At 56.5% G+C, this 24,877-nt stretch carries 20 protein-coding genes; 10 read left to right on the forward strand and 10 right to left on the reverse strand.

The features are described from left to right. Nucleotides 1-4: 4 nt before the first annotated feature. Nucleotides 5-223 carry an acetyltransferase gene (locus IGS16_RS08745; RefSeq protein WP_297085002.1) on the forward strand — a complete coding sequence of 73 codons (219 nt, stop codon included), beginning with the start codon at nucleotides 5-7 and terminating at the stop codon, nucleotides 221-223. Here the strand turns inward: IGS16_RS08745 and IGS16_RS08750 are convergent. Both IGS16_RS08750 and IGS16_RS08755 read right to left on the reverse strand, forming a co-directional pair. Continuing rightward, on the reverse strand, nucleotides 220-1,476 hold the full coding sequence (locus tag IGS16_RS08750) for an MFS transporter (protein WP_297085003.1): 1,257 nt from the start codon (nucleotides 1,474-1,476) through the stop codon (nucleotides 220-222). The two genes, IGS16_RS08745 and IGS16_RS08750, sit on opposite strands and share 4 nt — an antisense overlap. Nucleotides 1,477-1,693: 217 nt before the next feature. Next, nucleotides 1,694-3,169 carry a CHASE2 domain-containing protein gene (locus IGS16_RS08755; RefSeq protein WP_297085004.1) on the reverse strand — a complete coding sequence of 492 codons (1,476 nt, stop codon included), beginning with the start codon at nucleotides 3,167-3,169 and terminating at the stop codon, nucleotides 1,694-1,696. 311 nt (nucleotides 3,170-3,480) lie between these two features. Between IGS16_RS08755 and IGS16_RS08760 the strand changes: the two genes are divergently transcribed. Next, nucleotides 3,481-3,870, forward strand: a complete 390-nt coding sequence (locus IGS16_RS08760) for a tetratricopeptide repeat protein (RefSeq protein ID WP_156435174.1) — start codon at nucleotides 3,481-3,483, stop codon at nucleotides 3,868-3,870. 144 nt (nucleotides 3,871-4,014) lie between these two features. Here IGS16_RS08760 and IGS16_RS08765 read toward each other — a convergent pair whose 3' ends face one another. Then, nucleotides 4,015-4,476, reverse strand: a complete 462-nt coding sequence (locus tag IGS16_RS08765; protein WP_297085005.1) for a hypothetical protein — start codon at nucleotides 4,474-4,476, stop codon at nucleotides 4,015-4,017. A gap of 1,090 nt (nucleotides 4,477-5,566) precedes the next feature. On the opposite strand from IGS16_RS08765, the gene IGS16_RS08770 reads away from it, so the two are divergent. Further along, entirely contained in the window at nucleotides 5,567-6,439 is an 873-nt protein-coding gene (locus IGS16_RS08770; protein WP_297085006.1) for a hypothetical protein, read from the forward strand. 50 nt (nucleotides 6,440-6,489) lie between these two features. After that, a complete protein-coding gene (locus tag IGS16_RS08775; protein ID WP_297085007.1) occupies nucleotides 6,490-7,200 on the forward strand; it encodes a hypothetical protein in 711 nt (236 codons plus the stop codon). A gap of 97 nt (nucleotides 7,201-7,297) precedes the next feature. Here IGS16_RS08775 and cax read toward each other — a convergent pair whose 3' ends face one another. Next, on the reverse strand, nucleotides 7,298-8,383 hold the full coding sequence (cax, locus tag IGS16_RS08780; RefSeq protein WP_297085008.1) for a calcium/proton exchanger: 1,086 nt from the start codon (nucleotides 8,381-8,383) through the stop codon (nucleotides 7,298-7,300). A gap of 119 nt (nucleotides 8,384-8,502) precedes the next feature. On the opposite strand from cax, the gene IGS16_RS08785 reads away from it, so the two are divergent. After that, the gene (locus IGS16_RS08785; RefSeq protein ID WP_297085009.1) at nucleotides 8,503-10,347 is read left to right on the forward strand and encodes an ABC transporter ATP-binding protein; all 1,845 of its coding nucleotides are present in this window, start codon (nucleotides 8,503-8,505) and stop codon (nucleotides 10,345-10,347) included. A gap of 62 nt (nucleotides 10,348-10,409) precedes the next feature. On the opposite strand, the gene IGS16_RS08790 is transcribed toward IGS16_RS08785, so the two are convergent. Further along, the gene (locus tag IGS16_RS08790) at nucleotides 10,410-10,892 is read right to left on the reverse strand and encodes a GNAT family N-acetyltransferase (protein ID WP_367185761.1); all 483 of its coding nucleotides are present in this window, start codon (nucleotides 10,890-10,892) and stop codon (nucleotides 10,410-10,412) included. 171 nt (nucleotides 10,893-11,063) lie between these two features. Between IGS16_RS08790 and IGS16_RS08795 the strand changes: the two genes are divergently transcribed. Beyond that, nucleotides 11,064-11,279, forward strand: coding sequence for a DUF4278 domain-containing protein (locus tag IGS16_RS08795; protein ID WP_297085011.1), 216 nt, complete (start codon nucleotides 11,064-11,066; stop codon nucleotides 11,277-11,279). A 314-nt stretch (nucleotides 11,280-11,593) separates the two neighbouring features. On the opposite strand, the gene ndhL is transcribed toward IGS16_RS08795, so the two are convergent. After that, nucleotides 11,594-11,830: an NAD(P)H-quinone oxidoreductase subunit L gene (ndhL, locus tag IGS16_RS08800; protein WP_068516427.1), complete on the reverse strand. Its 237-nt coding sequence runs from the start codon at nucleotides 11,828-11,830 to the stop codon at nucleotides 11,594-11,596. A 331-nt stretch (nucleotides 11,831-12,161) separates the two neighbouring features. Further along, the gene (locus tag IGS16_RS08805; RefSeq protein WP_297085012.1) at nucleotides 12,162-13,115 is read right to left on the reverse strand and encodes a nuclear transport factor 2 family protein; all 954 of its coding nucleotides are present in this window, start codon (nucleotides 13,113-13,115) and stop codon (nucleotides 12,162-12,164) included. A 317-nt stretch (nucleotides 13,116-13,432) separates the two neighbouring features. Between IGS16_RS08805 and murG the strand changes: the two genes are divergently transcribed. Beyond that, the gene (gene murG, locus IGS16_RS08810; protein WP_297085013.1) at nucleotides 13,433-14,503 is read left to right on the forward strand and encodes an undecaprenyldiphospho-muramoylpentapeptide beta-N-acetylglucosaminyltransferase; all 1,071 of its coding nucleotides are present in this window, start codon (nucleotides 13,433-13,435) and stop codon (nucleotides 14,501-14,503) included. 298 nt (nucleotides 14,504-14,801) lie between these two features. Beyond that, a complete protein-coding gene (locus tag IGS16_RS08815) occupies nucleotides 14,802-15,560 on the forward strand; it encodes a 1-acyl-sn-glycerol-3-phosphate acyltransferase (RefSeq protein ID WP_297085014.1) in 759 nt (252 codons plus the stop codon). A 42-nt stretch (nucleotides 15,561-15,602) separates the two neighbouring features. On the opposite strand, the gene IGS16_RS08820 is transcribed toward IGS16_RS08815, so the two are convergent. Next, complete coding sequence (locus IGS16_RS08820) at nucleotides 15,603-16,988, reverse strand: diguanylate cyclase (RefSeq protein ID WP_297085015.1); 1,386 nt, start codon at nucleotides 16,986-16,988, stop codon at nucleotides 15,603-15,605. Further along, nucleotides 16,985-19,810, reverse strand: coding sequence for a response regulator (locus IGS16_RS08825; RefSeq protein WP_297085016.1), 2,826 nt, complete (start codon nucleotides 19,808-19,810; stop codon nucleotides 16,985-16,987). The genes IGS16_RS08820 and IGS16_RS08825 overlap by 4 nt, the downstream gene beginning before the upstream one ends. 348 nt (nucleotides 19,811-20,158) lie before the next feature. On the opposite strand from IGS16_RS08825, the gene murF reads away from it, so the two are divergent. Then, complete coding sequence (murF, locus tag IGS16_RS08830) at nucleotides 20,159-21,508, forward strand: UDP-N-acetylmuramoyl-tripeptide--D-alanyl-D-alanine ligase (RefSeq protein WP_297085017.1); 1,350 nt, start codon at nucleotides 20,159-20,161, stop codon at nucleotides 21,506-21,508. A 70-nt stretch (nucleotides 21,509-21,578) separates the two neighbouring features. Here the strand turns inward: murF and IGS16_RS08835 are convergent, their stop codons facing one another. Continuing rightward, complete coding sequence (locus IGS16_RS08835; protein WP_297085018.1) at nucleotides 21,579-23,879, reverse strand: bifunctional diguanylate cyclase/phosphodiesterase; 2,301 nt, start codon at nucleotides 23,877-23,879, stop codon at nucleotides 21,579-21,581. Nucleotides 23,880-24,432: 553 nt separating this feature from the next. Between IGS16_RS08835 and IGS16_RS08840 the strand changes: the two genes are divergently transcribed. Then, nucleotides 24,433-24,825: a DUF2358 domain-containing protein gene (locus IGS16_RS08840; RefSeq protein WP_297085019.1), complete on the forward strand. Its 393-nt coding sequence runs from the start codon at nucleotides 24,433-24,435 to the stop codon at nucleotides 24,823-24,825. Nucleotides 24,826-24,877: the final 52 nt, after the last annotated feature.

Raw genomic sequence — 24,877 nt, forward strand, 5'->3', positions numbered from 1 at the left:
ATCCATGTTTCTCAAGGAAAAAGACAGCGAAGTTCTGATTAAGATTATGGATCTTGACCCGCTGGTGAATCCGCTTTCTTCTGTCGTGGTCGGGCGATCGCAAGCAGGGGAAGAAGAACAAGACCCGGAAGAGTTTCTCAAAGTAAACCTGTGTTTTCCATCAAACGAGGGGCTACCCCGATGCTGGCTCGATGCAGAGTATCAATCTCCTCAGTCACCCTAGCGGTAGTGTCGTCCTTCTTGGCGAATCCGGTTGTCCAAATAGTGCAACGTCAAGATGGACGGCAGAATGCTGACAGCGCAGGCAATCCAGAAACCGTGTGCAAGTTGAGCCGTGCCATCCATCGCCCAGCCGCCCAGCACTGGCCCGATGAAGTAGCCTGCCGCCCAGCAGAGTGAATTGACCGAAAGATACACCCCACGCAATTCTGCAGGAGCCAGCGCAACGACGAGCGAGGCGGCTCCTGGGGTGTAGGCAGCCGTGGCAATCGCCATCAGCACCAGCGCCAGCACTGCCCAGCCCAACGGCATCACTCGCGCCATACCCGTCGCCCAAACTAGCCCAAACCCCGCGCCCCAAAACATCGCCGACACGATCAGCATTTGCGGCTGGGTCAATCCTTGCAGCTTGCGAATCACCGGAAGCTGCGTCAGTGCCGTCAGCGCCACATAGCTCGAAAACAAAACGCTAATGGTGCTGGTGGAAAATCCGCGTCCCGCCGCAGTCGGCACAAAGTTGGCAAAGTAAAGCGGCAAGGCGCTGTTGAGCAACGCCAGATAGGTGGTAAACAGCGTACACACCACGGTAAAAATCAGCAGACTGCCGTCGCTGAGGGCCTGTTTCCAGCTTTTCAGCATGGACTGATGCGCCTGGGTGGGATTGCGGGTTTCGGCGATCGCCCGATACACAATCCCAAAAAAGATGACGTAGGACATCGCGTCGATCACAAACAGCGCCCGATAGGAACCCGTTGCTGCAATCAGCCCGCCGCCCAGGGCCACGCCCACGCCCAACCCCAGACTGTCGCCCAGCCGCGCCAGCGCGTAGGCTTCGTTTCGCTGGTCGATGGTGGTCAAATCTGCGACAACGGTCTCGGTGGCTGGCCAATATAGCCCAATCCCCAGTCCCATCAGTAGGTTGCCAATCAGGAAGGTGGGAAAGTCGAACGTGACTGCCAGAATGGTCGAGGCCGCTGCCGACACCGCCGCCGACAGAAGAAGCGTCCGCCGTCGCCCAATCTTGGGGGAATCGGCAAACGACCCGCCCAGGACGCGCCCTAGCACTCCGGCGATCGCCCCAACCCCCAGCCCCACGCCCACCAGCGTCGCCGACAGCCCGACGCGATTTACAAAGAAAATCGGTGCATAGAACAGCGTGAATCCGGTTCCCACCTGCGACAGCAGCCGCCCCGCAATCAAAATCCACACCCGAAAATCCAGATCCGGCAACCACCCCGCCAGTTTTCGTGCCAACACTGTCTCCACCGCGTTTATCAAAGAACCCCTGTAGTTTAGAGTTCCCCACCAGGGGGATACATCCCCTGCTTGGCGGAAGTGTTGGGGAATGGAGTGTTGGAGTGAGGAAAGGGAGAAGAATGAAGAACGAAGAGAGAAGAACGAAGAACGAAGAACGAAGAGGTTTCGTTTTTCGCTTTTCGTTTTTCGCTTTTCATTTTTTCCGCCCCTCCCCCCATCACCCATCCCTCCCTTCCGCCTCCCGCGCCCGCCGTTCTCGGATTTCTCGGGCTCGCTGCTGGAGGTCTTTGAAGTAGCTGCTTTCGGTGATTTCGGCGACCTGGCGGGCGCGTTTTTCCTGGTCGATTTCGACGGTGGGCTTGATCACGCCCTGCACTTTTTCTTTCATTTGCTCGAACAGGGCTTCGGTGTAGCCACCTTTAGTGGCGCGGTCGAGGATGACGACGGCGAGGGCGGTGCTGAGGAGGGCGATCGCCGCTGGCGCAAGGGGCACCCAGCCGCCTTGCAGAAACAGCAGGTATGACAAACCCGCCAGCACCAGCACCGCCACACCCTCAGCAATCAAGAACCAGTGGGCTTTGGTAATCAACCAGGCGATCGCCCCGCCCACCAGCGACCAGCCCAACATCCAGAGCATTTCCACTGCCAGCGGCCAGTACCACACCAGGGCCCGCTCTCCCTTGGCCGCGCTGACCAAGTGGCTGGCGATCTGGGCGTGCAGAATTGCCCCTGGAGTGGGTTCACCACCATCGCTGTCACCGCTGTAGGGCGTTTGAAACAGGTCTTTCTTGATACTGGAGGTGTAGCCGATGATGACCATGCGATCTCGAATCAGGTCAGATGGCACTTGGTTTTGCAGCACGTCCATCAAGCTGACCACAGGCGCGGCATGTTGCGCCGAGCGATAGCGCAGCATGATTTGATAGTCCGTCGCGCCTGTACGCCGATAGCCTGCGGTCTGTCCTGCTGCCAGTGGTTTCAGCAATGCCTGGCCCAACTGAATTTCGCCATTAGGGGCAGGAACAGCAGTAATATTCTCGGCTTGCAAGTAAAGCAGTGCCATTGACAAACCCAGAGAAACCAGCGGATTGTGGGCGGCGGGCGTGTTGCAGCGATGCGCTGTTTCCTGGGGCAGCCGCAGCGGATCGGTAATCACCAAGCTAGCGCGGCGGATTATGCCCCTAGGATCGAAGGGCAGGTCGGCAAAGGCAACCCGCTCGTCGGGCACGCCAGGGGGCGGCGCAAGGCTGGGTTCATTGGCTTTGCTGAGGGTGCAGGCAGCAAGGATGCGATCGCTCTGTTGCAGCACGCGCAGCAGTTCCCCTCGCCCCTTACCTATAGGCAAGTCGCGCCCTACATCCAGCGCAATCACGCGCGGTTCTGCCTGCTCCAGATTTTGTAGCGCTTGTGCTAGTGTGTCGTCGTGGATATCAGGCTGGCTCAGCGATTGAATATCCTGGTCGGAAATGCCCACTACCAGCAGCCGCTTATCGGGCCCCAGATCGGGCGATCGCCGCACCAGCGAATCGTAGGTATCTAGCTCAGTACCTTGCAACAGCCCCAACTGGCGCACCGCCACAACTGCCCCCGTCACAGCTAAACTTGCCACACCCAGCGTCGCCGCTAGCGCCCTCAGCGCTTTCAGCCGTTTGCGCGTTAAACCCAATAGGCGATCGCCCGATGGAGGAGTCATAGTATATGCAGCCAGGGAACTGCCTCTCATCCTAGGACAAGGGTCAGGGGCAAGCGCCAGAGATCAGAGAAAATTCTGAATTGAGATCCAGCGCACTGCGAAAAGGAATGGGCAAAGCCCGTACTTGGCGGAAGAAAACCCCACTTGAACTGGCTAGAAAGCCGTCTCCAGGGGCGCTGCAATTTTTTGCAGAATAAATTTGCAGAATGAATGCGAATTGCCAGTGCGAATTGCAACCTGCAAACCGCAACCCTGCGAACCGCAACCCCTGCACCCTGCAAAACCCTATTGCACCCAAGGCAAGAATGACGATGAATCTCGATCACAATCAAAACCAACCGGAATTTTGGGACGGCCATGGCTGCGCCCTGTGCGAAACGGAGCAATTTTCAGAAGCCGTGGCAGCGTTTGACCGGGCGATCGCCCTCGATCCTGGCTACTGCAAAGCCTGGAACAACCGGGGCAATGCCCTGTGCGGCCTGAAGCGCTACGCCGAAGCGCTGGATTCCTACGACCGCGCCGTGGCAATGCAGCCCGATTATCATCAAGCCTGGTTTAACCGGGGGCTGCTGTTTGCCGAAATGCAGGCCTACGGCAACGCGCTGGAAAACTTTGAGCAGGCGATCGCCCTCAGCCCCGATCCGCGCTATCTCCACGCCCGCGAAGACATCTGGCTCAAACGCAAACTGATTTCGGCATAAGTAAGAAAAGACCCCCCTTCATCAAAGTCCCCCTTGGCAAGGGGGATTTAAGGGGGATCGGCTCAAATGCCTTCCTGATTAAGGAAATTTAGAGGGATTGGTTTAAGCGCCAAGGTATTCTTCTAAACTCACCCTCAGGTAAGCTTAGTCTGTAATTTCTTCGGCGGCTCTGTTTACCACGCGCTGGGCACCCTTGCCCAAGTTTTCTGCACCCTGCTGAATCTCCTGGGTTGCACCTTTTGCGTTTTGGACAGCCCGGTCAAAAACAGACGGAACTTCATCCTTCGCCCGCTCAAGATTGTTCTTTAGATTGCGACTGCCTTGCTCCGTTCCTTCCACCAACTCTTTCCTCGTTTGCTCAATCGAATCGTTCAGATTTTTTGAAACTTGGCGAGCCTGCTCTGACAAAACATTTTCTTGGGTAATGTTATCAATTAGCTCCTGTGGGGTCGTTGCCCGATTTTGCAGGTTTTTCTCAGCGCGATCAATCAACTTTCTGGCCTTTGCATCTGCCGTGCTGCGGTTATCCTGAGGGTCATCCGCATAGCCATTCATGCCACCCTGACTGGGCTGATTCGTGCCGTAGATTCCGCGCTTAGTAATCACCTCCCGCTCTGAAGCACGGGCAGAGGAATCAGGCTGAAATCCCGCGCTTGGGCTGGAGGCGTGGGGAATTTCTCTGGCTGAGGTGCTTCCTGCACAAGCAGTGCTGCTGAATAGCAAGAAGGATATAAATAGTGCGATCAATCCCTTCTGAGCCTGAGTAGAACGCTCAGTTAATTTCTTAAACCAGTTTGATGATCTGATGTTCATAGAATCCTCCGTGAATCTGATTGATAGAAGGCTGTCAGTAAAGTGCTAAGGGAAGCAGAAAAGAAACCTCTAGCCTTAGCTGGTGTTCGTCCAACTCAACTTTCGCATTCTGAAACCAGCGACAAACGATAGCCAAAGCAACACACCTCTAGTCCTCGGCAAAGTTCAATCCCAAGTCCTAAATCCAAAGCTCAAATCTTGATGTTGATCAGATCTGATCAGGATTGACCAACTCTGATCAATTTCTGAGATTAATTTCTGATCGATTTCGAGTGGTTCAGAACTTAAAATTAAAAGCGGCTCGCAAAAGGGAACCTGCTCACTAGCCTCAACTGAGGATATCGCCCCGAATAAACTGATCTAGAGAATAGATTTCCTTAAGCTCAAGACTTTATCTGACACTCCTCAGCGTAGTGAAGTGACCTATCGTTAGGCTCTAGCTCAGGTCAGATTTGATTCATGAAAAAGATCATCCCAATTAGTACAGGACTTACGCATTTTCGATAAGTTTTCTGGGCTTTGAAGGATTTCTTGCAGGCTGTGCCCGCGAGAAATCCTTCAACTGCGTAAGTCTTATACAGCATTTTCTTGCGGGGTGAGGCACATGCTGCCCTCACGAGGCAAGGGCTTATTGACCATCCGTGTGCCTCACTAGCTTCAAAAACGCTGTAGTAGCCAGGGGTAAAAGATTTCAGATCAGTTTCTGCGGAGGGTCGGGAGGAGTCCATAAAGACTTGAGGGGTCATGGGCGGGTTCTCCGGAATCCCCGTTGCCTGATGCGTATTACTCCCCGTAGTGCTTTCTGGCTCGATTTCCAGCATGAAGCATCTATCCCTTAACCAAAAACTCTGAACTTGGCGATTTGCCGCTGGAGGCTCCTGAGATGAAGCATTTTACCGTGTTGCTGTCCCTGTTGCGCGATCGCCCGGATTTTATCGACGACATTCGCCGCAATGTCAAAGTTGAGCGCAAAAGCGTATCGCTGCTGATTTCGAGCTGCTTCTTTTTCGCAATTTATGGTGCCATTATTGGCTCCTCCAGCAGTTGGATGCAGATGATTGCATCAGCCATCAAGCTGCCAGCGCTGTATCTGCTGACTTTAGCCATCTGTCTACCCACGCTGTTTTTCTTCGATGTGCTGTTTGGCTCTAGGCTGAGATTTAGCCAGTATGTGGCGCTGCTGATGACGACAATGGCGACCATCAGCGTGCTGCTGTTTAGCTTTGCGCCCATCACGCTATTTTTCCTGATTTCAGTTCATGACTATACCTTTTTTCAACTGCTGAATGTGGGCATCTTTGGGCTGACCGGGCTGGTAGGGACGCGACTGTTCTATCACGGGATGCGATCGCTCGCAGAACGGGATGCGCTCAGACTCCAGTCAGAGGGGCTGCCCAAGGGCGAACTGCCCGATTATGACCCCTATTACAAATCAGATGAATTAGATAAGATAGATGATTTTGACGAGGCGGGCGATCGCCCTGCGAAATTCCGCGACTTTGCGCCACCGGATGATGTACTGGTTACGACCAAACACAGCAGCCTGTCCACCAAAAATAACAGCGACTTGCTCAACACCCGCCTAAAGTTACTCCGGTTCTGGCTGGTGTTGTATGCATTGGTGGGCAGTCAGTTGGGCTGGACACTGCGGCCCTTCTTTGGCGCACCGGGTCAAGCGTTTCAGTTGTTCCGCCAGATCGAGGGCAACTTTTATAGCGCAGTTTTTAACATGATTCTCAATTTCCTCGGCTTCTAGCGCGTGGCTTTTGGCTTAATGTTTGCGGTAACCCTCAATATTCTGGCAGTATGCCCTCTCTAACAACCCTTCGGATTACCGAGGATGAACTCGAACGCCTGACCGGGCTAGATATTAGCGAAACCTTTATGGGGCGGGCGATTCGTCCGTCGGTGCTGCGGTCGCAGCGACGGCTGCGATCGCTCTTGATGAGCGAAGTACTAACGCTGGGGCTATTCATTATTTTTTGCCTACCTGTCAGTTTGGTGATTGCTCGAAATCTGCCGGGGTTCACAGGAGAAGATCTGGGGAAATTCCTCGTCATATCTCTGGGAATTGCCGTCGGTCTGTTTGCCTTGTGGAATGGCTATCTCTGGCAGCAGGGAAAGCAGTTGAGCCAGCTTTCGCACTTGCTGGACCAAGTGGATCGACACAACGAGATTATTGATGCGATCGCCCTGATGGAAGAGTTGGATTCTGTGCGGGCGAACAATCGCGAACCTGTGAATCGACAGGAAATTTTTCAAGCTCTGGATGCGACTCGCTCTAGCCTGATCTGTGCCCTGACCACCGAAAGGATTATGCGAAAGCACCAGAAGATGATTGCCAAACGCGCAGAACTTGCAGAGGCGATCGCCCAAAACCTCGCCATGCTGCAAACGCTTCAAGAAAACGCGACCGCGAATGAGTATGGACAGTTTTTAACTGAGGCGCTGAGCATCGGAATTATGGTGCAGCAGGAATTGTCTGAATTTATGCCGGGCAAATCCATTCCAAACTAATGGTCTAACGAGTGAACGCTGATTGAGGAATGCCTAGCGATTAAGACCTGGTTAAGACCTAGCGATTAAGCACAAAGTCATCGAAGACTGGATACTTCTACGCCGGATGGTAGTAAAACGCCGCCGCCAGAATCGCGTAGGTCGCCAGCAGCAGCGTCCCGTCCAGCCAGTTCGATCGCCCGTTCAGGCTGATCAGGTTGACGATAAACACAGCGATCGCCACAGTGATGACCTCAAACGGGTTGAAGTCCAGATCCATCGGCTGGCCCATCGCCTGCCCCACCAGCACCAGCACTGGCGCGACAAACAGCGCCACCAGCAGGCTCGACCCCATCGCCACCGACACAGGCAAATCCATGTTGTTTTTCATGGCTACGCGCACCGCCGTCACATAACCCGACACGTCGCCCAACAGCGGCAGCAGCACCACACCCGTAAACAGCGGCGTCAGCGCCCAGTCGGCAATCACCTCCTCCACCACGCCCACAAACAGTTCCGACTCGATGGCAATGCCCACCGTTGCCAGCAGCAGAACGACAACCCACACCCACAGGGGCGATCGCCCGTCCACCTCATCTGTCAGCAGCAGCGGGTCTTGTTTGGCCTTGCACACGTCGTAGAGGTAGCTGTGGGTCTTCAGCGAAAACACCAGCGTCAGTCCGTACACCAGCATCAGCACCACCGCCACAAAGATAGACAGGCTGGTAATATCCTGAGCATCGACCACATGGGACGTGTTGATAACGATCGTGGGCAGGGCGATTGCCGTCACCGCCAGCGTCATGGATGAACCGTTCACCCGCACCACAATCGGCTCAAACGACTGCTCTTTGTATTTCAAACCACCCAGCAGCATCGCCAGCCCCAACACCAGCAGCAAGTCGCCCAAAATGCTGCCCGTGATGCTGGCCTTGACCAGATCCACTAGTCCCTGCCGCAGCGCCGCCAGCGAAATGATGAGTTCTGTCGCGTTGCCAAATACGGCGTTCATGAGTCCGCCGACGGTTGGCCCCAGCGCCAGCGCCAGTTCCTCCGTGGCGCGGCTGAGGAAGACTGCCAGCGGGGCGATCGCCAGTGCCGAAGTCACAAACACCGCTGCGTCGCCCCAGTCCTGCCCGTGCGCCAGCAGCGAAATCGGGATAAAGACCAGCAGCACCAGCGCAGGAAACCGTTTGAGCAGCATGGAAAAGGAATTGGAGATTAGGGATTGTGGGGATTAGGAATCAGACAGGTGGGGGATCATCACCCCCTTCCACACTACGCTACAGTTAAGCTTGTGCATTCCTCGCCCTGCCTTAATCCATGACCTCATCCCCCGCCGACTCCTCTGAATGGGAGCGTAGCCCAACCCGTCGCCCCCCGCGCCCGACGGACTGGCGACTGCTCAAGATGCTCTTGCCCTACGCCATGCGGCATCAGCGGCTGCTGCTGATTTCGCTGGTAATGCTAATTCCGACGGCGATTGGGGATGCGGTGCAGCCGATCTTGGTGGGGCAGGCCATTTCGCTAATTCGCAATGAGCCAGTGCTGGGCTTTTTGCGGGGATTAACCCTAGCGCAGGGGCTAAATCTGCTGGTGGTGCTGCTGCTGATCACGATTGTGGTGCGGCTGACGTTCGACGGGTTGCAGAGTTTCCTGGTGCAAAAGGTGGGTCAGCGCATTACTGCCGACATTCGCAATGATTTGTTCTTGCATGTCACTTCGCTGGCAACGCGCTTTTTCGATCGCACGCCAGTTGGCAAACTGATCACGCGCCTGACCAGTGACGTAGACGCGCTCGGCGACGTGTTCTCCACTGGGGCGATCGGGATCATTGGCAATCTCTTTTCCATCATCGTGATTGCGCTGACCATGTTCACGCTGGAATGGCGACTGGCATCCATGCTGATTGCCATGCTAATTCCAATCACTATCCTCACGATTTACTTTCAGCGAAAATATCGGCAGGCCAACTATCGGGCCCGCGAAGAACTGTCGTCGCTCAACGCCACGCTGCAAGAAAACATCGTCGGCATTAACGTGGTGCAACTGTTTCGGCGGGAGGCGTTTAATGCCGAACTCTTTCGCACCATTAACCAGCGCTACATCAAAGAAGTCGATCGCACGATTGTCTATGACTCGCTGGTGTCGGCGACGCTGGAATGGGTCTCGCTGGTGGCGATCGCCGCTGTTCTCTGGTTTGGTGGCGTACTTGTTTTACAAGAAGCGCTGCTATTTGGCACACTAGCGTCCTTTATTCTCTTTGCCCAGCGCCTCTTCGACCCCCTGCGCGAATTTGCCGAACAGTTCACCGCTATCCAAGCTGGCTTCACTGCCCTGGAGCGAGTTAGCGACATCCTGGTCGAGCCAATCGAAATCCGCGATCCGGAGGTCGGGGATGGAGGGGCCCCTCCGGTTCATCTTTCCCCTTCTCAAGCCCCTGGCGAGATTTGCTTCGATCACGTCTCCTTTGGCTACAAACCGGATGAACTGGTGCTGCGCGACCTCGATTTCACCATTGCCCCTGGCGAGAAGGTGGCGCTAGTGGGGCCGACGGGCGCGGGCAAAAGCTCGATCATTCGCCTGCTGTGTCGGCTGTATGAAGTAACGAGCGGGCGCATTTTGCTGGATGGCGTGGACATTCGCGAGATGCCTCAGGCAGAACTGCGGCGGCGAATGGCGGTGATTTTGCAAGACGGATTTTTGTTTGCGGGCGACGTAAAGGGCAACATTGCGCTGGGCGAGAGTTACTCGATGGCGGAAATCCAGCGGGCAGCAGAGCAGACAAACGTGGCGAAATTTATCGAGCAATTGCCCCAGGGCTACAACACAGAACTGCGGCAGCGCGGCACAAACCTGTCGGGTGGGCAAAAGCAGCTTCTTGCCTTTGCGCGAGCCGCCATCCGCAATCCGCCGATCCTGGTGCTGGACGAGGCGACTGCAAACCTGGACGTGGGTACGGAATCCCTGATTCAGGAAGCGCTGGAAACTCTGCTAGAAGGGCGCACCGCCATCATCATCGCGCACCGCCTCTCGACCATTCGCAGCGTGGATCGGATTCTGGTGCTAAAGCGAGGACAACTGGTGGAATCGGGCAGCCATGAGGAACTGCTGGCACAAAACGGGTTGTATGCCAGTTTGTATCGGCTGCAAATGCTGGAGGGTTAAGCGCGTGGTTTGGCGTGGTTTGCCAAACGCAACTCGCCTGCAAGGATTATGCGCCTGCAATCCTAGGCGAGATGTTTCACATAGACGCGATCGCATCGAGCCGTTTCTACTCCACTGGCGGGTTCGTAGCCCTGTCGCTCGTAGAGCAGGACGGCTTCTTTCAAGACGCTGGCAGTTTCGATCCAGATTTGTGTATAGCCGTTGCGGGCGATCGCCCCCTCCAGTTCCATCAGCAAAAACTTGCCCAAGCCCTGACCGCGCACACTCGGATGCAGGTACATTTTGCGAATCTCGACGGCATTTTCACCCCGGCGAATGGGGTAGTAGCCCGCCGTGCCGACGAGGCTGCCCGCTTGCTCCACCACCCAAAATTCGCCGCCTGTCGCCCAATACGCCGTTTCCACCTGAAGCACGTCCTGGTCGGCTCCGTCGGGTTCGCAGTCGAGGCCGTACTCCGCCAGCACCGTGTAAATTAGCTCGGCAGCAACGGCGCGATCGCTCGGCTGCCAATCTCGAACCCGAAAGGTTTTGTAAGTTGCGTCCATTGCTCGGTTAAGGAGTGGGTAGCGATTTTCCATCAGGCAATCGGAAAAGTTAAGGAGTCGTAGGGGCAATAAGTCCATAACTTTTCAGTATCGCGCCGCCAGGGGCGATCGCCATATAACTAAGGACATCAAACGAGGCGCACCCCGCTTCACTCTCTAGGAGACACAACCATGCAACTGACCTATCGCGGCACCGAATATACCCCCTGCACCGAACTGCCTGCTACCAGCCAATCTTTCTACGGATGCTATCGCGGCGCTGAGATGACGATGCGCCACTCCTCTGAACTGCCAGTTCAGCCTTTCGTCAACCTCACCTATCGCGGCGCACAATATCGCCCCGAAGCAGCCCCCCTCTTCAGCAACACAGCGGCGATCGCCCTCTAAAGCTTCACCGCAGGATCTCTCAGCTTAGCCTGCCTAGCAACTCTCTCCCGACTTAACCAAATCTAGCTGCACTCAGAGCGATCGCCCTTTCACTCACTGGCGATCGCTCTTCCTTATCTCAACTTGCTATTGAAGAGGGGTTGAGGGCTGGGTTGAAGCTTTCACTCACTGGCGATCGCTCTTCCTTATCTCAACTAACCCAGCATTACTTTTGGGCCCTATTAGACAGGCTAAAAAGTTACCCAGCAGCCCCTCAGCTTATCTGCGTCACCAAAGCCGCTGATCTCCCCTCAGGCATCCAGTTCAGATTTCTATCAAGTTTCCAACTGTCGCTTTTCGGGACGAAAATTGAGGAACGGGCTGATCAGCAGCAATCCCGGAAACAGGAAAAACACCAGGAAATAGAGCAACAGCCGCTCAATGGAGCCAGCCGTATACCACCGCTGCTTGAGGTACAGCATCGTCAGCAGCGGCAGCACCAGCAGATAAGCACCTGCCAGCGCAACATAGAGCAGGGGAACCAGCGGCAGTGAGTCGGAAAGGGTGAGCATCGGCTTTCGATTTTGAGTTTCGATAGTTTCGCGATTTTGGCTTGCAGCAGACAAGCAGGCAGGGCAGCTTACAAAGAAGCTTAACCTAAGCTCTCCAAATTCTATCGCCTCCAGTCTGTGAAAACCGTGACCGGGCAACTCGTTTTCCCTAGAGGTTCTATAAGAATTTTGGATGATGAGCGCTTCGGGCGTAATCCGGACTGGAACGCAGGATAGTTCTGCGGGATACAGCGCCTCTGCCAGCGCAATGACCTAGTTCAAAGCTCCCGATTCAAAGCTTCTGGTTCAAAGCTGACTGGTGCAAAGCTTATAGAAAAGCTTAGAGAATTGCTTATCGCAGGCGAGGCAGGCGGCGGCGCGGGGCGGACGGCGGCGTGGTAATCAGGGACGGATCATCGACGACTTGCAGACGACGAGTATGCTGCACAATGCCGTCTTCGCGAACCAGCACCCCCGTAATCCAGCGATCGCTCGGCAGCGCCGGAGCCTGACCCGTTTTGAACAAACCCCCAGCCGATAGCAGTTCCAAATTCAACGGCGCGGCGCTGAGATAGCCCTCGGCATTCACGGGTTCCTCAATCGCTGCGCCCAGCAAGAGGCGATCGCCCAGCGGTTCTTGCACAATCACGTCAAAATCAAAGCTTTGCCCCACAAGCACCTGCGCCGGAAGCTGAACCTGCACGCTGGGCGGAAAATCTCCACTGGAGACTTCGGTGCGCTCGGATAGCACGGATTGAGACACAATGCGTCCGTTTTCATAGCGCTGCCGCGTAGACAGCACAGAATTCAGCGTCACGATACGTCCGTTGATATCGCGAGTGCCCGTAATCGTCGTCGTTGTATTGGCAATCAGCGCATTGCCATCTCGCTCCCAAGAATCCAGCACCGTCTGATAGCTCAGACTGCGGTAGGGCTGCCAAAACCGCTGGAGCGCAGTGCTGAGTGTGTCATAGGTCAGCCCGTCGGCATGGGTAAAGTTGCGGCTGAAGAGGCGCATCACGTCTCGCAGGTTGCGGCTGCTGGCGGCAGCATCCAGGCGGGCGATCGCCTCCGTCAGTTCCTCCGGCGCAGGCCGCACAGCGGGCGCGGGTGCAGCAGGCTCAGCCGACGCAGGCGGAGCCTGGGCCCCCACGCGACCCGCCCAACTGAGCAACACCCCTAGCAGCACCGCCGGAATCACCAAATTTGCCCGCCGCCAGTCTCGGCGCGTCATGCCCAGCCGCGAAGCTACTGCCCGCCCCACGGGGCGCACCGATAGCCCATTCAGGCAATTCAACTGGGACAACGGAAATTCAGGGGGTTTCTGCATAAGGATGGGGTAGGATACTAAGACGTTTGGGCGACGTTTGGGCGCAAGTCTGCATTGAGCGCGGCTAAAAATCCAGCCTTCTGGAAGCCTTGACACTGGACGCATCCGCTTCAAACGTTGCAGTTCTGGAAATAGCAGCTTTAAACACGGCTATTTCAGAGACAGTAAGACAAGGCTAGGACAAGACACAGTGTAGACGCTATCCGCCTGCTTCGTCACGGAATCCGGAAGCTTCTGTTATCTTCCAGGGTTCCCTACACCCCATTCCCCCGTACCTCACCTTCTCACACGCCATGAAGCTCCTGATCGCGGCTAGCGGCACGGGCGGACACCTGTTTCCGGCGATCGCCACCGCTGAGCAACTCTCCCGTCACCAGACTCCCTACGATATCGAATGGCTGGGCGTGCCCAACCGCCTGGAGACGCAGCTAGTGCCAGAGAAATATCCCCTGCACACGATTCAAGTGGAGGGCTTTCAGGGGAAGCTGGGGCTGGGCACGCTGAAGACCCTGGCGCGGCTGTTGGGGTCGGTGGTGCAGGTGCGATCGCTCTTGCAAAAGGGCAACTTTCAGGGCGTGTTTACTACGGGCGGCTATATTGCAGCGCCGGCAATCCTCGCAGCGCGATCGCTCGGGTTGCCTACCGTTTTGCACGAATCCAACGCCCTACCAGGCAAAGTGACGCGGCTGCTGAGTCCCTGGTGCAGCGTGGTGGCCGTGGGCTTTGAAGAGACGATCCAGCGGCTACCCCGCGCTAGGGCGGTTCACGTCGGAACGCCCGTGCGCGACGCTTTTCGACTCGCACCCTCGGCCCTGCCGCCGCTGCAACTGCCGATTCCCGATGACGTGCCGCTGATTGTGGTTGTCGGCGGCAGCCAAGGCGCAGTGGCGGTGAACCGCTTGGTGCGCGAGTGTGCGCTCGCCTGGTTTGAGGCAGGCTTCTGGATCGTCCATCTGACGGGCGACTCGGACCCCGATGCCAAAAGCCTCAGCCACCCGCAATACCTGGCGCTGCCTTTTTATGACAACATGGCGGCGCTGTTCCATCGGGCGACCCTGGCCATCAGTCGCTCTGGTGCGGGCACCCTGACGGAACTGGCGATCGCCCATCTGCCCGCCATCCTGATTCCCTATCCTTTTGCCGCCGAAGACCACCAGACCGTCAACGCCGCCGCTTTCGTCCGGGCGGGCGCTGCCAAAGTGTTTCAGCAAAAGGATCTCTCTGCCGAAACGCTCACGACCGAGGTGCTGGAGCTGATGCGATCGCCCCAACGGGCAGCCATGGCCGAAGCCGCTGGACGACTGGCGATCGCCGACAGCGCCGAACAGCTTGCCAAGCTCATTCAACAAACCGTCGGTCGCTAGAAGCGTTGCCAAGCGCAGAATCCAAAACCCAAAATCCAAAACCCAAAATCCAAAAATCCCGCTTCATTTCCAACTCAACCCCCTACAGGACACCCTCACAACTGTCCTTTTGGGAGATCAGTTCCAAGGGCGATCGCCCTAAGCTAAAAAACAGTTGCTTTGCACCGTCTTTTGCATCCAGTTCATAGCGCGATCGGGAGCATTCTTCCGTCGAACTTGGTGCAGTAGGCGAACGCAGAGCTTAGTTTTTGGCTCACCCGAATCATCCCTGCTGTTTTTGCTGGTTTTTTCCTGCTCTATGGTTTTACATCGCCCCACCAACGACCCTTTGACCCCTCCTGACCCAAGTCGAGAAAGCAAAGTGAACTCAAAGGTGTCGCCCTGGCTGTCGGCGATCGCCTATCCTCTGGGAAATCGCCTGCTGCTGCCAGCCTACTTCGGCAAAATCGAGATTCATGGGCAACACCATTTGCCCACCGAAGGGCCGGTCATCCTTGCGCCGCTCCATCGGGCGCGGTGGGATGCGCTGCTGGTTCCCCATGCCACTGGGCCAAGTGTCACAGGCCGTCTTCCCCGGTTCATGGTCACGGCCGACGAAGTGAAGGGGCTTCAAGGCTGGTTTATTCGCCGCTTGGGCGGCTTTCCGGTGAACCCACGCCAGCCAGGGGTTGCCAGCCTGCGATTTGGGCTGGAACTGTTGCAGCAGGGCGAAATGCTGGTAATTTTCCCAGAGGGCGGCATTTTCCGAGATCAACTGGTGCATTCGCTCAAGCCGGGACTGGCTCGCCTTGCGCTCCAGGCAGAACAAAGCCAGCCGGGGCTGGGGGTTCAGGTTGTGCCCATTCACTTGCGCTACGACGAACCACTCCCCCGCTGGGGCTGCCATGTCTCGATCAACATTGGTGCCCCAATCCAGGTTGCACCCTATCTCCAAGAGCCGCCCAAGCAGGGGGCAAAGCGGCTGACTGCCGATCTCCGCCACGCGCTGGAGCGCCTCAGTCCTAGCCCAGAAACTCAGAGCCTGATGGCTGCCCACAAGTCTGAAATGGCGGCTTAGGCGCGGAGCAGCAAGATTCTCTGCGACCTATTCCACGGCGGACTATCTCACAGGGCTGGCGATCGCCTGCACAGTCTGGTTTCGCCCTTGCTGCTTGGCCCGGTAAAGCGCACCATCAGCCTCGGTGAGTAACGTCTCTGGCGACCCCTCCGAATGGGGAATTAGGGTGGCAATACCAATGCTCAGGGTGACGCGATCGCTAATGTCGGATTGACGATGGGCAATAGCCAGATCCCGCACCGCAGCCTGAATTAGCGCGGCGATTTGGGCCGCTCCGTCGGCAGTGGTGTTGGGCAACAAGACTGCAAACTCTTCTCCCCCGTAGCGGGCAACCAAGTCAGCGGGACGCTTAGCAGACTGGGCGATCGCCCTAGCAATTTGCCTCAGGCAGTCATCCCCAGCCTGATGTCCATAGGCATCGTTGTAGCGCTTGAAATAGTCCACATCGCACAGCAGCAGAGACAGCGACTGCTGCTCACGGGCGCATCGTCGCCACTCCTGCTCCAAACAAGCATCCCAGCGGCGACGATTGGCCAACTGCGTCAGCCCGTCCAGATTCGCCAGGATTTCTAGCTTTTCATTCGCGGCTTGGAGGGCTAGCTCAATCTGCTTGCGGCTGGTGATGTCGCGCACTGTCACCGCAAAGCCGTCGCCCAGTTTTACCGCAATGTAGTGATACCAGCGATCGCCCTCCGGAGTGGAATAGGCCAACTCACTCTCAAACGTTTCGCCCGTTTCCACCACATCCACAAACCTCTGAAATAGCCCCGGATCAATCTGCTGCACCAACCGCCGCAGAGCTAGGTTGCCGATCAGTTCTTCACGGGTTTTGCCCAGCATTTTTGCCACCACCGGATTCACCACCAGGCAGCGAAAATCGCCAATCGTGCCGTCTATATCCCGCACTGACTGCATGGCTGCGATGCCGTCGAGGGAACTGTTCAAAATGCTAGACAGCAGCGCCCGCGATTGATAGAGAATTTCTTCTGTCTCGCGACGGATGATAACTTCTTGCTGAAGCTGTCGCTTTTGCCGCTGAATCGTAAGCTGGCTTTCGAGGCGGGCGACGACTTCCTCCACCTGAAACGGCTTGGTAATGTAGTCCACTCCGCCCACCTGAAACGCCTCAACCTTATCCAGCAGATCGTCGAGGGCGCTGATAAAAATCACCGGGATGTCCCGCGTCGTCTCGTCTGCTTTGAGCAACTCACAAACCTGATAGCCATCCATGTCGGGCATTTTGATATCCAGCAAAATGGCATCGGGGGGTTTGGCGACGGCCGTTCGCAGGGCCATCGCGCCACTGGTGACGCTCCGCACCTGATAACCCTGCTGGCTCAGGATATCGGTCAGCAGCCGCAGGTTTTCGGGGATATCGTCTACAACTAGGACACTGCCTTTAGATTCGGCGTTGGGACTAGGGTTCATAGCTGCTCAGCATCAGGAATCGGGGCGGTTGAACCGGGAAGTGCTTCGACCCACTCCAGGATTTTGTCAAAGCGAAACTGATGACTCCATTGGCTCAGATCTTGGGCCAGGGCGGCATGGGTCACGGAAACTTGGGCAATCAGCGCCTCAACTTGGGCACTGTCGGCCTCCAGGGCTGCGGTGTAGAGAGCAGACTTCCAGGCATCTGGTAGATCCTGCAAATCTGGCGAGTGCAGGTCGGTCGGCGGTTCCTGCTCACGGCTGACAGACTCACTTTCCTCATACAGGAAGACCACGCCGAGGTGCTTGGCGATCGCATCGAAAATGCTCTGTTCATGAAACGGCTTGCGGAGAAAATCATCGCAGCCCGCAGACAAAATCACCACTTTTTCCTCTTCTAGAACGCTGGCCGTCAGGGCAATCACGGCGGTTGCCTGGCCTTTGGTCGTCGCCTTGATCCGCTGGGTTGCCTCGTAGCCATCCATCACAGGCATTCGCATATCCATCCAAATCAGGTGCGGTTCCCAATCATCCCAGATTTCGATGCACTCCAGACCGTTGCTGGCTTCGCGGACTTCAAAACCCAGCGGACTTAGCAGCTTTACCAGCAGACGGCGGTTCACCTCTTTGTCGTCTACCACCAGGATGCGATAGGTGGGTTGGCCAGGAGCTAGCCCCAGCACCCGCCGCCGAGCAGGTTGCAGATCGAGCGGCGCTGCTTCCGACAGGCTGGCCTGGATGTAGAAGGCGATCGCCGTACCCACACCCACTTCACTACTTACCGCAATATCGCCGCCCATCAGTTGGATAAACTTGCGGCTAATCGCCAGCCCCAGCCCCGTACCTTCCTGCGACTCCTTACCTGCCTGGGTTTGGGTAAAGGCTTCAAATAGGTGGGGCAGTTCCTTCGGCGCAATGCCAATGCCCGTATCGCGCACTTCAAAGTAAATCGGCAGGGTAGCAGCAGGCAGCGTTTGAGCCGGAAGCACCAGCGGCGTGGGGCTGGGTGGCTGGGTGGAGACGTGCAGCGATACCGAGCCTGTCTGCGTGAACTTAATGCCGTTACTCAGCAGATTGATTAGTACCTGGCGCAGTTTTACCTCATCGGCCTGGATATATTGCGGCAGGTCGTCGCTACGGATGACCGTCAGCAGCAAGTTTTTACTCTCGGCCCGTAGGTAGAGCATATCTTCCAGGTCGCTCAGCAGCCGATGCAGGTTGAAACTTTTGAGATGGAGGGTGGTTTTGCCTGCTTCAATTTTGGAAATGTCCAGAATGTTGTTAATCAGCGTCAGCAGGTATTCGCCGCTGCGATAGATGATGCCGACGTTTTCGCGCTGGTCTGGCGGCAAGCTGTGAGAGCGCAGGGCCAGCTGCGAAAAGCCCAGCACTGCATTCAGGGGCGATCGCAGCTCATGACTCATGTTGGCGATAAAGGTGCTTTTGGCTTCATTCGCCACTTCCGCCTTTTCCTTGGCTAATTCTAGCTGTCGGTTCGACTCGGCCAGTTCTGCGGTGCGCTCCTGCACCCGCTGCTCCAGGGTGTCAAAAGAGTCTTGCAACTGATGTCCCATCTGGTTAAAGGACTGGGCTAGGGTTTCCAGTTCGGCAATGCCGCTGACTTCGACCGTTTGCGCCAGATCGCCCTCGGCGATCGCCTGGGCTGCCTGATTCAGCTTCAAAATCGGACGCGCAATCCAGCGGCTGGTCAGCACGCCGATGCCCGCGGCCAGCGCCAGCGCCCCCAGCGAGAGCCACCGCGTCAGACGATTGTTGGCATTGATCTCAGCCATGAAGTCGGATTCGGGCACCGCGACTACAATCAGCCAGTCCAGCCCATACTCGTCACGAAACGGTGACACCTGAGCAAACTGGCGATCGCCCCCTGGCAGCCGAAACTCAAGCTGCTGTACCTGGTCAATCTGCCGCAAATCCTCGAACCGTTCATACAAGTAGTCAGCCGTCGCGTTGACCAGAGGATTCTGGCTATCGCGGGCGGGCAAAAGCTGGGCATCTTCTCCAGCGCGAAGTAGCAGACTTTCCTCGTCAGCGGTGGAGCTAGCAATCAGTTCTCCTGTACGGGCAAGGATAAAGGTTTCGCCAGTTTTGCCGACCTTAAGATTGCTGAGAAATCGGTTGAGTTCGAGCGAGGGAATGAAATCCGTGGCGCAAACACCCAACAGCCGACCCGGCCCGTCCTCATAAACCGGCTTGCTAGCGGTCAGCACGGGCACCTGAGCATCGAAATCGAGGTAAATGTCACTCCAAACCGGTTTTTTCTCCTGTCGTGCTTTTTGATACCAGGGTCGGATGCGGGGGTCGTAGGGTCGATTGAGTGGGCGAAACTGGTTGCTGCGATCGCCCGTCTCGCTAAGGTCGTAATAGCGAAAATAGCCCGTCGGGCCGGCCTTCGACAGAATCACTTGCAGGTTAGCCCCGTCTTGAGTGCGCCCTACACCCATAAAGGAGCCATCTTCTACGGCGCAATAGATCAGGTTGTTTGCAGGAAGGCTGCGTGCTTGCGTCCAAAACAGATATTCGCCCCGCTGCTGGGAGGGGTCAAGGTCACCTTGCCGGAGGGCGATCGCGTTCAGGTCATTGATCACAAAGGGCGACTGGACATAGGTACTCACCTCCTGCTGAATGCGGGCGGTCAGCTCATTGCGTAACTCTAGCGCCAGATGATTAACCGCTCTCTGGCTATTGCGATAGGACAGATAGCCGATGAGCGCAGTCGTTCCGGCAAGCTGTAGCAAAAAGGGCACGACCAAGAGTGACTGAAGCGGCAATTTGCGTCCAAGGCGCGAATTCAAAACACCCATAGAGTCTGAAGCAGTTGCAACGAGGCACCGGGGCTGGTGAGAGGGGGCAGATAAAGAGAGCGCGGTCGAATGGCAGGACCCGCAGCGGGCTGTCGGTAGGTTAGCTAGACTAACAAGGTTAGATGCCGACGTTCAGGACGGAGATGTCCGTATATTTCCCGGATTTGGCAGCAGGCTAACGCTTTCCCTAACAACCAGATGAGCAGTCTTGCGGTTGTCAATAGCCCCAATCTGTAGTTTCAATCTGCCTGGAGAAATTCAGCGCAGAGATACGCAGACTGAAACGTGGCTAGAGGCACGGCGCGGTATGATCTTGCTCTGATGCAGAATCCGGATCGAAAAAAGTTTATGCCGTTTTCAATGCCGCTGAGCAGGTTAGCACAAAACCTGGGCGCTCGGTTGCACGAGTGGTCTGAGCCAGTGAGCCACACGCCGATCGCCCAGGTAACGACCGACAGCCGCAGCCTAGAACCAGGCGACCTATTTTTGGCGCTGCGGGGCGATCGCTTCGATGGTCATGCCTTCGTTAAACAGGCGCTCGCGCAGGGGGCGATTGCCGCTGTCGTGTCTGACCTGCCCCCCGATGCAACCGGGCCGGTGCTCCAGGTCAGCGACACGCTGGTAGCCTATCAGCAGTTGGGCACGCTCTGGCGGCGGCAGTTTTCTGGGCCCGTCGTGGCCATCACGGGTTCCGTCGGCAAGACGACCACCAAAGAGCTAATTGCCGCCGTGCTGGCAACCCGCGGCCCCGTCCTCAAAACCCGCGCCAACCATAACAACGAAATCGGGGTTCCCAAAACCCTTCTGGAACTGGGGCCTGAGCATCAGTTTGCCGTGATCGAAATGGGAATGCGAGCGGCAGGCGAGATTGCCCTGCTGGGGCAAATTGCAGAACCGGATATTGCGGTGATTACCAACGTCGGCACGGCCCACATCGGGCGGCTGGGGTCTGAGCAGGCGATCGCCGATGCCAAGTGCGAACTGCTCCAGGAGCTAGACTCAGCAGGCGCAGCCGTGCTGAACCACGACAATCTGCGGTTGATGGACACGGCTGCCCGCGTGTGGCGTGGCAAAACAATCACCTACGGGCTAGAAGGCGGCGACCTGCGGGGCGAACTGGTCGATGCCCACACGCTGAGGGTTGACGACACCCTGCTCCCCCTACCCCTGCCCGGCCGCCACAACGCACTCAACTACCTGGCGGCGCTGGCTGTTGCAAAACTGCTGGGGCTAAGCTGGCAGCCGCTCATGGCTGGCTTAACCGTGGAGCTTCCCCAGGGGCGGGCGCGGCGGCTAGACTTGCCCAATGATGTGGTGATTTTGGATGAAACCTACAACGCGGGGCTGGAATCGATGCTGGCGGCGCTGCGGCTGCTGGCAGACACGCCCGGTGCCCGCCGCATTGCCGTGCTGGGCACGATGAAAGAACTGGGCGATCGCTCCCTCGAATTTCACCAGCAGGTCGGCGCGGCGGTGCAAGACCTCAAGCTCGACGCGCTTTTGATCCTGGCTGACCCCGCCGAAGCCGAGGCCCTCGCTGTCGGAGCCAGCGGCATTCCCACCGAGCGCTTTACCACCCATGCCGAAGTCGTAGACTGGCTGAGACAGAATGTGACTGCGGGCGATCGCCTCCTGTTCAAAGCCTCCCGCGCCGTTGGGCTAGATCAGGTGGTAAGTCGGTTTTTGGACACACCGTGAAGACGATACTCGATTCCGCAATGCACAGTCCCACGAATCGCAGGTCTTTGACGGCTACTCAAGCTGGCTGCTAAAGCTGCTTCTTGAGCAACAGCGACTCCGCTATTGCCCGATCAACCGGAGACGAGAACAAATAGCCCTGGCCGTATTCGCAGCCCATTGCCATCAGTTGCACCAGTTGTTCCAGCGTCTCCACGCCCTCGGCGATGACGCTCATCCGCAGCGTTTCTGCCAGACTCACAATGGTTTTCACGATTGCCTGACTTTCTACGCTGATGCCCGCCCGGTGAATAAAGGAGCGGTCGATTTTGACGCTGTGGATGGGCAGGCTGTGAAGCTGGCTGAGGGATAAAAAGCCCGTGCCAAAGTCGTCAATGCAAAGCTGCACGCCTAGATCGGTCAATCCGTACAGGTTTTGGGCGATCGCCTCCATATCCGCTCGCAGCAGCGCCTCCGCAAACTCCAGCCGCAAACAGTTGGGACGCAACCCGGTTTCCGACAAAATTCGCCCCACCTGCCCAATTAGCTTGGGCTGGACGAACTGCTTTTCTGTCAGGTTGACGCTCATCGTCATCGACCCATCCGCCAATCCCTGCCGCTGCCACTGCTGCATTTGCTGGCAAGCCTGACGCAGCACCCATTCCTCCAGCATCAGAATCAGCCCCGTTTCGGTGGCAATGTCGAGGAACTTGCCGGGTGGCACGAGTCCCTGGGTGGGATGCTGCCACCGCATCAGCACCTCAAACCCGCGCACCCGGCGGCTTTGCAGCGCCACAATCGGCTGATAGTGCAGCTCTAGTTCCTGCTGATCTAGGGCCCGCCGCAAATCTGCTTCGAGTTGCACCTGGGTAAATACCTGGGTTTGGCGCGTGCCGTCAAACAATTCGTGGCAGGCCTTGCCCCGATGCTTGGCGCGATACATCGCAATGTCGGCATCCCGCAGCAAGTCTTCCAAGTTTTGGTAAGGCTGACAGGTTTCCCGGTGATGGCTCAGTGCAATGCCCACGCTGGCGCTAATGTGAACCTGATGCCCCTGGAGGCAAAAAGCCCAGCCGAGTTGCTCCTGAATTCGTTCTGCAACGTGGATTGCATCATCGGCGCTTTGAATGTCTTCCAGCAAGATGGCAAACTCATCGCCACCCAGCCGCGCCACAGTATCGCCACCGCGCACACAGTCTTGTAGCCGCTGGCTCACCTGGATCAGCAGTTGGTCGCCCAGCAAATGACCAAGGCTGTCATTCACCTGCTTGAACCGATCCAGATCCACAAACAGCACGGCGAACTGGTGCCCCGGACGGCGCGGCAGGGCATTCAGAGCAGTTTTTAGTCGGTTCATGAACAGGGCCCGGTTGGGCAAACTGGTCAACGAATCATGGAAGGCGTTGAGAAAAAGCTGCTCTTCGGACTGCTTGCGGGTGGTGATATCTTCGACAGTGCCTTCGTAATACAGCAGGTCGCCGCGACTGTTGTAGACGCAGTGGGCATTTTCCGAGATCCAGATGGGCGTGCCATCGCGCCGATAAATCAGCGATTCAAAATTAGAGACGCGCCCGTGCTCCTGCATGAGCCGGATGAATTCGCTGCGGCGGTTTGGATCGACGTAGATTTGGTGCTGAATGCTGTGGATGTTGGCGATTAGGTCTTCTGGAGACTTGAAACCGTAGATGCGAACCAGGGCCGGGTTGACGTTGAGATAGCGTCCTTCCGGTGTGGTTTGAAAGATGCCTTCAATGGCGTTTTCAAAAATGCTGCGGTAGCGGGCTTCGGCTTCTCGCAGGGCGGCTTCGGCCCGTTTGCGATCGCTAATATCTCGACAAATACACACCAGATGGCTATCAGCGATGCGCGTCAAGCTGACTTCCTGAGGAAAGGTAGTGCCGTCTGGCCGCAGGGCGATCGCCTCTCCGCGCCACTGGGGATTTCGGCTCAGGCCGGGCCAAATCTCCTGCTGAAACCGCCGTACCTCGGCGGGGATGTAGAACTGCTGCCAGGTCTGGCGGCTGAGCGGCTCATCAGGTGGATAGCCAAACTGGTGTAGATAGGCCGGGTTGGCATAGCGAAAGGTTCCCTTTGCATCGAATACGGCTATCCCATCGGCCGCCGCCTCAATCGCCGCTCGCTGCCACCACAGATCCGTCAGATTATCCAGCGCGGCGTTGGCGCGGAGGAGTTCCTGCTGATTTTGCAGCAGGGCGATCGCCTCAGACACCTGTCCCAAAATGGAGGATAGGTCGTGCGCCAGCGTGTCTGCCTGTTGTCGGACTTGAAAGCAACTTGCAGGGAGCCAGGTATCGCGGAACTGGAACTCGTCTGAATCTGGGGTAGAGGATCGTGGCGATCGCCCTGAAAAATTCGATTGCCCAAATTGCATCTCAACTAGCCTCGATCCTGGAAAAAGGGAAAATCAAAACTGCTTCATTTCGCTGAGGTTCGAGTTTTTTCTAGGAGCGCCTTGCATCCAAAATACGATTGACTGCAAAGACCGTTTCCAAAAACTCTTGATCTCAAAATCAGCAGTTTTTCAAGAAAATTTAGAAGGGTTCAGCGCAACAATGCGAACCACTCAAATCGTGCCTTCCTACTTCAGTTCTAGAAACAAAAAACCCTCTTTTCCGTCCGTTTGAAAGCTCATATCCATCAGCAACTTAACGGAGTGCAGCCTCCGTGTTGATGCCTACGTAGCCAGATCTTTACTCCTTTCAAAAGGCTAGAATTTTGATTAATCAGTTTTCTGACTTTTGAAGGGTTGCCCTCACAGAAATCACCTTTAGGAGATGGATATTAATCCCAATGCATTAACCCTCTGATGGGTCGAACTGCTTGGTTTACAAGAGAACCGCAGGCTGGATGCAGACTGGAGCGATCGCCCCCAGCCTAATCAACAAAAAGGATTTATATCTTTAAGTAAAAGTAAAAAAAGCAAAATGGACATCCTAGAAATCCTCAGACAGGACTACCGTAATTTCCCCAAATCCCAGACCTTCAGCGCCTATGCAGAAGACGTTTACTTTCGCGATCCAATGACAGAATTTCGCGGGCGCGATCGCTACGAACGCATGATCGGCTTTATACAGACCTGGTTCCTCAACCCCCAGCTTGATCTGCACCAGATTCAGCAAACGGGCGCAGACATCCGCACCGATTGGACGCTCAGTTGGACAACCCCGCTGCCCTGGAAGCCCCGCATCGCCATCACAGGCTGGAGCGAAATGACCGTCAATGGACAGGGGCTAATCACGTCCCACATCGACTATTGGCACTGTTCGCGGCTTGACGTGCTGCGGCAGCATTTCAGCGTTCGCAAGCAGTCTGCCTGACCCCTCCAGACAGAGGCTTTGCAGATCAACTAATGCCTTGACAAGGGGCGAT

Origin of the sequence: Thermoleptolyngbya sp. C42_A2020_037, assembly GCF_015272455.1 — a bacterium.
Classification (GTDB): Bacteria; Cyanobacteriota; Cyanobacteriia; order Elainellales; family Elainellaceae; genus Thermoleptolyngbya.

Coding starts and splice junctions, on each gene's coding strand:
- murF (WP_297085017.1), top strand. CDS start 20,159: ATGCCGTTTTCAATGCCGCTGAGCAGGTTAGCACAAAACCTGGGCGCT.
- ndhL (WP_068516427.1), bottom strand. CDS start 11,830: ATGCTCACCCTTTCCGACTCACTGCCGCTGGTTCCCCTGCTCTATGTT.
- IGS16_RS08815 (WP_297085014.1), top strand. CDS start 14,802: ATGGTTTTACATCGCCCCACCAACGACCCTTTGACCCCTCCTGACCCA.
- IGS16_RS08840 (WP_297085019.1), top strand. CDS start 24,433: ATGGACATCCTAGAAATCCTCAGACAGGACTACCGTAATTTCCCCAAA.
- IGS16_RS08785 (WP_297085009.1), top strand. CDS start 8,503: ATGACCTCATCCCCCGCCGACTCCTCTGAATGGGAGCGTAGCCCAACC.
- IGS16_RS08820 (WP_297085015.1), bottom strand. CDS start 16,988: ATGAACCCTAGTCCCAACGCCGAATCTAAAGGCAGTGTCCTAGTTGTA.
- IGS16_RS08835 (WP_297085018.1), bottom strand. CDS start 23,879: ATGCAATTTGGGCAATCGAATTTTTCAGGGCGATCGCCACGATCCTCT.
- IGS16_RS08790 (WP_367185761.1), bottom strand. CDS start 10,892: ATGGACGCAACTTACAAAACCTTTCGGGTTCGAGATTGGCAGCCGAGC.
- IGS16_RS08770 (WP_297085006.1), top strand. CDS start 5,567: ATGAAGCATTTTACCGTGTTGCTGTCCCTGTTGCGCGATCGCCCGGAT.
- murG (WP_297085013.1), top strand. CDS start 13,433: ATGAAGCTCCTGATCGCGGCTAGCGGCACGGGCGGACACCTGTTTCCG.
- IGS16_RS08775 (WP_297085007.1), top strand. CDS start 6,490: ATGCCCTCTCTAACAACCCTTCGGATTACCGAGGATGAACTCGAACGC.
- IGS16_RS08745 (WP_297085002.1), top strand. CDS start 5: ATGTTTCTCAAGGAAAAAGACAGCGAAGTTCTGATTAAGATTATGGAT.
- IGS16_RS08760 (WP_156435174.1), top strand. CDS start 3,481: ATGAATCTCGATCACAATCAAAACCAACCGGAATTTTGGGACGGCCAT.
- IGS16_RS08795 (WP_297085011.1), top strand. CDS start 11,064: ATGCAACTGACCTATCGCGGCACCGAATATACCCCCTGCACCGAACTG.
- cax (WP_297085008.1), bottom strand. CDS start 8,383: ATGCTGCTCAAACGGTTTCCTGCGCTGGTGCTGCTGGTCTTTATCCCG.
- IGS16_RS08755 (WP_297085004.1), bottom strand. CDS start 3,169: ATGACTCCTCCATCGGGCGATCGCCTATTGGGTTTAACGCGCAAACGG.
- IGS16_RS08825 (WP_297085016.1), bottom strand. CDS start 19,810: ATGGGTGTTTTGAATTCGCGCCTTGGACGCAAATTGCCGCTTCAGTCA.